This window comes from Kocuria rhizosphaericola (genome assembly GCF_044462205.1).
Taxonomy (GTDB): Bacteria; Actinomycetota; Actinomycetes; order Actinomycetales; family Micrococcaceae; genus Kocuria; species Kocuria rhizosphaericola.
Map to the genome: position 1 here is coordinate 1 of NZ_JBISWK010000178.1, position 8173 is coordinate 8173.

At 74.0% G+C, this 8173-nt stretch carries 7 protein-coding genes; 6 read left to right on the top strand and 1 reads right to left on the bottom strand.

Annotated elements, in window-relative coordinates:
• Positions 1-40 precede the first annotated feature (40 nt).
• From ACH9D2_RS18045 to ACH9D2_RS18065, 5 genes are all read left to right on the top strand, one after another.
• Positions 41-676, top strand: coding sequence for a Maf family protein (locus ACH9D2_RS18045; RefSeq protein ID WP_396364208.1), 636 nt, complete (start codon positions 41-43; stop codon positions 674-676).
• 179 nt (positions 677-855) lie between these two features.
• Positions 856-2649 (top strand): acetyl/propionyl/methylcrotonyl-CoA carboxylase subunit alpha, encoded by a 1794-nt coding sequence (locus ACH9D2_RS18050; RefSeq protein ID WP_396364209.1) that lies wholly within the window; start codon positions 856-858, stop codon positions 2647-2649.
• A 19-nt stretch (positions 2650-2668) separates the two neighbouring features.
• Positions 2669-3526: an alpha/beta fold hydrolase gene (locus ACH9D2_RS18055; RefSeq protein WP_396364210.1), complete on the top strand. Its 858-nt coding sequence runs from the start codon at positions 2669-2671 to the stop codon at positions 3524-3526.
• A gap of 24 nt (positions 3527-3550) precedes the next feature.
• The gene (locus ACH9D2_RS18060) at positions 3551-4261 is read left to right on the top strand and encodes a 4'-phosphopantetheinyl transferase family protein (RefSeq protein ID WP_396364211.1); all 711 of its coding nucleotides are present in this window, start codon (positions 3551-3553) and stop codon (positions 4259-4261) included.
• Between the two features lie 80 nt (positions 4262-4341).
• Complete coding sequence (locus ACH9D2_RS18065) at positions 4342-5754, top strand: MFS transporter (protein WP_396364212.1); 1413 nt, start codon at positions 4342-4344, stop codon at positions 5752-5754.
• Between the two features lie 70 nt (positions 5755-5824).
• On the opposite strand, the gene ACH9D2_RS18070 is transcribed toward ACH9D2_RS18065, so the two are convergent.
• Positions 5825-7249: an NAD(P)H-quinone dehydrogenase gene (locus ACH9D2_RS18070; protein ID WP_396364213.1), complete on the bottom strand. Its 1425-nt coding sequence runs from the start codon at positions 7247-7249 to the stop codon at positions 5825-5827.
• 86 nt (positions 7250-7335) lie between these two features.
• On the opposite strand from ACH9D2_RS18070, the gene ACH9D2_RS18075 reads away from it, so the two are divergent.
• Positions 7336-8157 (top strand): purine-nucleoside phosphorylase, encoded by an 822-nt coding sequence (locus tag ACH9D2_RS18075; protein WP_396364214.1) that lies wholly within the window; start codon positions 7336-7338, stop codon positions 8155-8157.
• The last annotated feature ends 16 nt before the right edge of the window (positions 8158-8173 follow it).

Genomic DNA, 8173 nt, shown 5'->3' on the forward strand with positions numbered 1-8173 from the left:
CGCAGCCCCCTCCCGCGCGCGGCCTGCGTATCCTGGGACGGTGACTCCCCGCCTCGTCCTCGCCTCCCGCTCCCCCGCCCGCACCAAGCTCCTGACCGACGCCGGGATCGGCCACGACCGGCTCGTCTCGGACGTGGACGAGGACGCCGTGGTCCGCGAGCGCGGGGTGACCGGCGCCGAGGAGACCGCGATGGTCCTGGCCCGCGCCAAGGCGGAGGCCGTGGCGGCGCTGCCCGAGGCGGCCGGTGCCCTCGTGGTGGGCTGCGACTCGGTCTTCGAGCTCGACGGCGAGGTGCACGGCAAGCCCCTGGACGCCGAGACGGCGACCGCACGGATCCGGTCCATGCGCGGGCGCTCGGGGGTGCTCCACACGGGCCACTGGCTCGTGGACACCCGGAGCCCGGCGGACGGCGGCACCGGATACCGCGGCGGCGCGCCGGCGCGCGCCGAGGTGTTCTTCGCGCAGATGTCCGACGACGAGGTCGCGGCCTACGTGGCCACCGGCGAGCCCCTGGAGGTGGCCGGGTCCTTCACCATCGACTCCCTCGGCGCGGCATTCGTGGAGCGGGTGGAGGGGGACGTGCACGCCGTCGTCGGCCTGAGCCTGAGCACGCTGCGGACGCTGCTCGCCCGGGCGGAGGTGGGCGTGCCCCAGCTGTGGACGGCCCACCGCTGAGGGCCGCCCACCGCTGAGGGCCGCCCGCCGCCGGGACGGCCCGGCGCCGCGCAGGACGCCGGCGGAGTTGTAGGACTCCTACAGAAACGGCGTCGCATTTCCGGACCACCGCCGGGTGGTTGGGCGATTGCTCGCGGCGGGGAATACAGTGCATCGGAGGATTCGACAAGGAGTGAGACGTGACCGGTAAGAACCCCGCGGACGGCGCCATCCGCCCCATCACCAAGGTGCTCGTCGCCAACCGCGGAGAGATCGCCGTACGGGTGATCCGTGCCGCCCGCGACGAGGGCATCGCCTCCGTGGCGGTGTACGCCGACCCGGACCGGGACGCCCTGCACGCGCGCATGGCGGACGAGGCGTACGGGCTCGGCGGGTCCACCGCCGTGGACTCGTACCTGGTGGCCGACAAGATCCTCGACGCCGCCGCCCGATCGGGCGCCGACGCCGTGCACCCCGGCTACGGCTTCCTGTCCGAGAACGCCGAGTTCGCCCTGGCCGTGCTCGAGGCCGGCCTGACCTGGATCGGGCCCCCGCCGGCGGCCATCGCCAAGCTCGGCGACAAGGTGGCCGCCCGCCACATCGCGGAGAAGGTCGACGCCCCGCAGGTCCCCGGCACCACCGACCCGGTCGGTTCCGCCGAGGAGGTCCTCGCGTTCGCCGACGAGCACGGGCTGCCCCTGGCCATCAAGGCCGCGTTCGGCGGCGGCGGCCGCGGCATCAAGGTGGTCCGCGACCGCGAGGACATCCCCGAGCTCTACGAGTCCGCCGTGCGCGAGGCCACCGCGGCGTTCGGCCGCGGCGAGTGCTTCGTGGAGCGCTTCCTGGACGCCCCGCGGCACGTCGAGACCCAGTGCCTCGCCGACGCCCACGGCAACGTGGTGGTCGTCTCCACCCGCGACTGCTCCCTGCAGCGGCGCAACCAGAAGCTCGTGGAGGAGGCGCCGGCGCCGTTCCTGTCCGAGGCGCAGAACCGTCTGCTCTACGCGTCCTCGAAGGCGATCCTGCGGGAGGCCGGCTATCAGGGCGCGGGCACGTGCGAGTTCCTGGTGGGCCAGGACGGCACCGTCACGTTCCTGGAGGTCAACACCCGTCTGCAGGTCGAGCACCCCGTGTCCGAGGAGGTCACGGGCATCGACCTGGTGCGCGAGCAGTTCCGGCTGGCCCGCGGCGAGGCCCTGGGCTACGACGACCCGGTGGTCCGCGGCCACTCGATCGAGTTCCGCATCAACGGCGAGGACCCCGGACGGCACTTCATGCCCTCTCCCGGCACCATCGCCGCACTCGACCTGCCCGGCGGGCCCGGCGTGCGCGTGGACTCCGGCGTGCAGGCCGGTGAGACCGTGGGCGGGAACTTCGACTCCATGCTCGCGAAGCTGATCGTCACCGGCGCCACGCGGCAGCAGGCGCTCGAGCGCTCCCGCCGGGCCCTGGACGAGCTGCGCATCGAGGGCATGCCCACCGTGGTCCCCTTCCACCGCGCCGTGGTCGCCGATCCCGCGTTCGCCCCCGCGGACGGCTCCCCGTTCTCCGTGCACACGCGGTGGATCGAGACCGAGTTCGACAACACCATCCCGCCGTTCGAGGGCGTCCCGCACGCCGCGCCCGAGGCGGAGGAGCGCCAGGCGATCGTCGTCGAGGTCGCCGGCAAGCGCCTCGAGGTCGTGCTGCCCGCCCTGCCCGGCGCGGCCAAGCCCAACGGGACCGCGGCCAAGCCCCGCAAGTCCCGCTCGGCCCGCGGCGGCGGCGCCGCCGCGGCGAGCGGCGACAGCCTGAGCTCCCCGATGCAGGGGACCATCGTGAAGATCGCGGTGGACAACGGCGACGAGGTGGCCGAGGGCGACCTCGTCCTCGTGCTCGAGGCCATGAAGATGGAGCAGCCGCTGACGGCCCACAAGTCCGGCACGGTCTCGGGGCTCTCCGTGAGCCCCGGGGACACCGTCTCCGCCGGCGCCGTCCTGGCGAGCATCTCCTGACCCGCGGAGCCCGGCCCCGATGAGCACCCGACCCACCGGATCCCCCGTGCGCTGCCTCGTGGACCTCTCCGCGCAGGACCGGCTGCGCAGCGGCGCCCCCGCCCGGACGCCCCGGCTGCGGGTGCTCTGCTGCCCGCCCTCGGGCGCGGCCGCCGGCTACTGGCGGTTCCTGGTCCGCGAGGACGTCCACGTGCTCGGCGTCCAGTACCCCGGCCGGGAGAACCGCTTCCGGGAGCCGGCGGCCGCCTCGGTCGCCGCCCTCGCCGCGGAGGCGGCCGAGGCCGTCGCCGGTGCCCCGTGGGCCACCGCGGCCCGGTCCACGACGGCGTCCACGGGGGCAGCCCCGGACGTCCCGCTCGTGGTCCTGGGCCACAGCATGGGCGCCTCCGTGGCGGCCGAGCTCGCCTCGCGGCTCGAGCACCGGGAGGGGATCCGGGTGGCGCTGCTCGCGCTGTCCGCGAAGACCGCCCCGGGGGCCGTGGACGTCGAGGACGAGGACCTGCGGGCCGGGCTCGATCCGCAGGACCCGGACGCGGACGCGGCGCTCGTCCGGTGGCTGCGGCGACTGGGCGGCACCCCGGAGGCGGTGCTCTCCGACCCCGAGCTGCTGGCACTGCAGCTGCCCGCCCTGCGCGCGGACCTGCGGGTCTCGATGGCCCACGACCGGCTCCCCGACCCGGTCTCCGCGCCCCTGCTGCTGCTGCGCGGCGCGGAGGACGGCACCGTGGACGCCGCCGGCATGGACGCCTGGTTCCCGGTCAGCACCGGGGCCGTGCAGCGGCGGGAGTACCCCGGGGGCCACCACCCGCTCGCCGGGCACCGGGACCGGCTGCTCGCGGACCTCGAGGCGTGCGCCGGGTCCGGCGGGCCCCGGTGAGTCACGGCCCGTGAGCGCCCCGCCGTGACCGCTCCCCCGGCGCCGCTCTGGACCCCGTTCCCCGCGCCCCGCCGGGCCGGTGACGTGACCCTGGTCCGGGCGCGCGTGCCCGACCTCGTGCCGTGGGCGCGCACGGTCGAGGCGTCCTGGCTGGATCCCGCGGAGCGGGCCCGCCGGGACGGGTTCCGGCGCGAGGAGGACCGCGAGGCGTTCCTCGCCCGGCGCTGCCTGCTGCGTGCCGTGCTGGCCGAGCGGCTCGGGACCGAGCCGGCCGCGGTGCCGCTGGGTCCCGCGCCGGGGGCGGCCGGCCGGCGCGGCAAGCCCGCGGTGCCCGGCCTGCACTTCTCCCTCTCCTCCAGCGGCGGGCACGTCCTGCTCGCCACGGGCCCGCGGGAGCTCGGGATCGACGTGGAGCGCGTCCCGGACCTCGCCGGCGCCGAGCAGATGTCCCTGGTCCTGCACCCGGCCGAGCGGCGCCGTCTCGCGTGGACCCGCCGGCGCCGCCGGCCCGCCGCCGTCGCGCGGGTGTGGGTCCGCAAGGAGTCCCTGCTCAAGGCCCTGGGCGCCGGGCTCTCCCGCGACCCCTCCGTGGACCGCGTGGGCGCCGGCCGGTTCCCCGGCCACCCGCTGCCGGGCTGGCGGATCCTGGACCTCCCCCTGGTGTCCGGGGACGAGCAGGCCCGGGCGGCCCTCACCGTCCGTGAGCCCTGGACCGATCGGCGTTCCAGGATGTGAGACGGAGGACCCGGTATGCGGAAAGGCGGGCGTACCATCGTGAACTTGTCCCCGCCCCCTGCTACGACCGAGGTTTCCCCATGTCCTCTTCGGTGACCGGGCAGGACGCCACCGGCGCGTCCGCCCCCTCGCTCCCCCTGTCCGACCGTGTGCCCCGCAGCCGGGTGATCCTCGCGTCCCTCGTGGGCACCACGATCGAGTTCTACGACTTCTACGTCTACGCCACGGCGGCCGTGGCCGTGTTCCCCGCGCTGTTCTTCGCGGGGGAGGACGAGACGGCCAAGCTGCTCGCCTCCATGGCGACCTTCGCCGCGGCCTTCGTGGCCCGCCCGATCGGCTCCGTGATCTTCGGGCACTTCGGCGACCGGATCGGCCGCAAGGCCACCCTGATCGGCGCCCTGCTGACCATGGGCGTCGCCACGTTCCTCATCGGCCTCCTGCCCACCTACTACTCGATCGGCATCTGGGCCCCGCTCCTCCTGACCATCCTGCGCTTCTGCCAGGGCCTGGGCCTGGGCGGCGAGTGGTCCGGCGCGGCTTTGCTGGCCACCGAGTACGCCGAGGAGGGCAAGCGCGCGCGTGCCGCCATGTGGCCGCAGCTCGGCGCCCCGTTCGGCTTCATCCTGGCCAACGGCTTCTTCCTGGTGCTGACCCTCGCGATGGGCTTCGTCTCGGTCGCCGACCAGGGCACCGACCACCCGTTCCTCACCTGGGGATGGCGCATCCCGTTCCTCGCCTCCGTGGTCATGGTGGTCCTCGGCCTGTGGGTGCGGTTCAAGCTCGAGGAGACCCCGGTCTTCCAGAAGGCCCTGGACCAGGGCGAGAAGGTCCAGGCTCCGATCGTCGAGGCCTTCCGGAGCTCCTGGCTGCAGATCGTGCAGGGCACGTTCATCATGCTGGCCACCTACATGCTCTTCTACCTGATGACCGCCTGGATCCTCTCCTACGGCATCACCAGCCCCGACAACGGCGGCCTGGGCATCCCCTACCGGGACTTCCTCGTGCTGCAGCTGCTGTCCGTGCTGCTGTTCGCCGCGATGGTGCCCGTCTCCGGGTGGGTCGCCGACCGGTACGGCCGGCGCAGCTCGCAGCTGGTCATCACCTCGGTGATCCTGCTCTTCGGGCTGAGCTTCGGGCTGATGATGAACCCGGCCGCGGTCGGCACCGGCGAGGACGTCAGCATGATCCGCGTGCTGTTCTTCCTCACGGTCGGCATGACCCTGATGGGCCTGACCTTCGGCTCGATGTCCGCGATCCTGCCCGAGCTGTTCCCCACGAACGTGCGCTACACCGGCTCCGGCGTCGCCTACAACGTGGCCTCGATCCTCGGCGCGGCCGTCACCCCGTACGTCGCCGTCTCCCTCACCGCGAGCTACGGCGTGGGCTCCGTGGGCCTCTACCTGGCCTTCGGCGCCGTGCTGACCCTCGTGGCGCTCTGGTTCTCCCCTGAGACGAAGGACGTCGACATGGAGCACGTCGTCACCCGCCGCTGACCCGCGGGCACCACGCGAACGGCCGCACGTCCCGGAAGGGGATGTGCGGCCGTTCGCGTGCCGGCGGGGATCAGACGTGCACGTGCAGGCGCCGGGCCGCCTCCGAGATCGAGCCCGTGAGGGACGGGTAGATCGTGAAGGTGTCGGCGAGGTCGTCGACGTGCAGCTTGTGCGTGACGGCCAGCGAGATCGGGAAGATCAGTTCGGAGGCGCGGGGACCCACCACCACACCGCCGATCACCGTGCCGGAGCCCTTGCGGGAGAAGATCTTCACGAAGCCGTCCTCGACCGCCATCATCTTGGCGCGCGGATTGGTGGACAGCTTCAGCATGATGGTGTCCGCCTGGTAGGTGCCGTCCTCGATGGACTTCTCGCTCACGCCCACGGAGGCGATCTCCGGGGACGTGAAGATGTTGGAGGCGACCAGGTGGGTGCGCAGCGGCTTGACGGCGTCGCCCATGAGGTGCGCCACGGCGATCCGGCCCTGCATGGCCGCCACCGAGGCGAGCGGGAGCACGCCCGTGCAGTCGCCCACGGCGTAGACGCCCGGCACGGTGGTGCGGGAGACGCCGTCCACCTTGATGTGCCCGGACTCGGCGCGGGCCACCCCGACCTCCTCGAGGCCGAGGTCGTCGGTGGCGGGGATCGCGCCGACCGCCACGAGGCAGTGCGAGCCGGCGATCTTGCGCCCGTCGGAGAGGGTCGCGACCACCCCGTCCTCGGTGCGCTCGACGGAGTCGGCGCGCGAGCGGCTGAGCACGTTCATGCCGCGCCGCTCGAAGACGTTCTCGAGCACGGCCGCAGCGTCCTCGTCCTCACCGGGCAGCACCTGGTCCCGGGAGGACACGAGGGTGACCTCGGCCCCGAGGCCCCGGTACGCCGAGGCGAACTCCGCGCCGGTCACGCCGGAGCCCACCACGATGATGTGCTCGGGGACCTCGGTGAGGTGGTAGACCTGCTTCCAGTTGAAGATCCGCTCCCCGTCCGGCCTCGCGGTGGGCAGCTCGCGCGGGAGGGACCCGACGGCGAGCAGCACGGCCTGCGCGTCGAGGGTGTACTCCAGCCCGTCCTCGGCGGTGACCTGCACGCTGGTGGGGCTGAGGAGCCGGCCGGTGCCCGCGATCACGCGCACCCCCACCCGCTCGAGCCCGCGCTTGATGTCCCGGGACTGGGAGGCCGCGAGGCGCAGCAGGCGGGTGTTGACCTTCTCCAGGTCCACGCCGAGGTGGTTGATCTCGTCGCCGTCCATGGAGCCGCCGCGCACGTGCACCCCCAGGTCCGCGGCCTCCGCGAAGCGGGTCATGGCGTCGGCGGAGGCGATGAGCGTCTTGGAGGGGACCACGTCCGTCAGCACCGCGGAGCCGCCCAGGCCCTGCTGCTCGACGATGGTCACGTCCGCGCCGAGGCTGGCGGCGACGAGAGCGGCCTCGTAGCCGCCCGGACCGCCCCCGATGATGACGAGCTTCTGGATGGAGAATTCGCTGTGTGCAGTCACCCGGCCATTCTTGCAGGTGCTGCTCCGCAGCGGGAACCGGACCGGCCGCGCCGGGCGGGCCGGGACCATGCGGTAGTTTTGGCCGGGTGGACACAGAGCACAGCGCCGCCCGGACCGATCCCTTCGAGCTCGCCCAGGAGGCCGCGGACGCCCTCCGCCGGGCCACCGGGGTCGACACGCACGAGATCGCCCTGACCCTCGGCTCCGGCTGGGGCCAGGCCGCCGAGCTGATCGGCGAGACCGTCGCCGAGGTCCCGGCCGCGGAGATCCCCGGTTTCACCCCGCCCGCCCTCGAGGGCCACGTCGGCACGCTGCGCTCGGTGCGCACCCCGGCGGGCCGGCACGCGCTGGTGATCGGCGCCCGCACCCACTACTACGAGGGCCTGGGCGTGCGCCCCGTGGTCCACGGCGTGCGCACCGCGGCCGCCGCCGGGGCGCGCACCATGATCCTGACCAACGGCTGCGGCGGCCTGAACCCGTCCTGGGGGCCCGGCACCCCGGTGCTGATCAGCGACCACCTCAACCTCACGGGCCGGTCCCCCCTCGAGGGCGCCACGTTCGTGGACCTCACCGACCTGTACTCGCCGCGGCTGCGGGAGCTGGCCCGGGGCGTGGACCCCACCCTCGACGAGGGGGTCTACGCGCAGTTCCCCGGCCCGCACTACGAGACGCCGGCCGAGGTCCGGATGGCGGGAGTGCTGGGCGCCGACCTCGTCGGGATGTCCACCGCCCTGGAGGCCATCGCCGCCCGGCACGCGGTGATGGAGGTCTTCGGGATCTCGCTCGTGACCAACCAGGCGGCCGGGATCTCCGCGTCCCCGCTCTCCCACGAGGAGGTCCTCGAGGCCGGACGGGCCGCGGGCGCCCGGATCTCCGGACTGCTCGCCCGCATCGTCGCCCAGCTCTGACCGGCCCCGGGCCGGG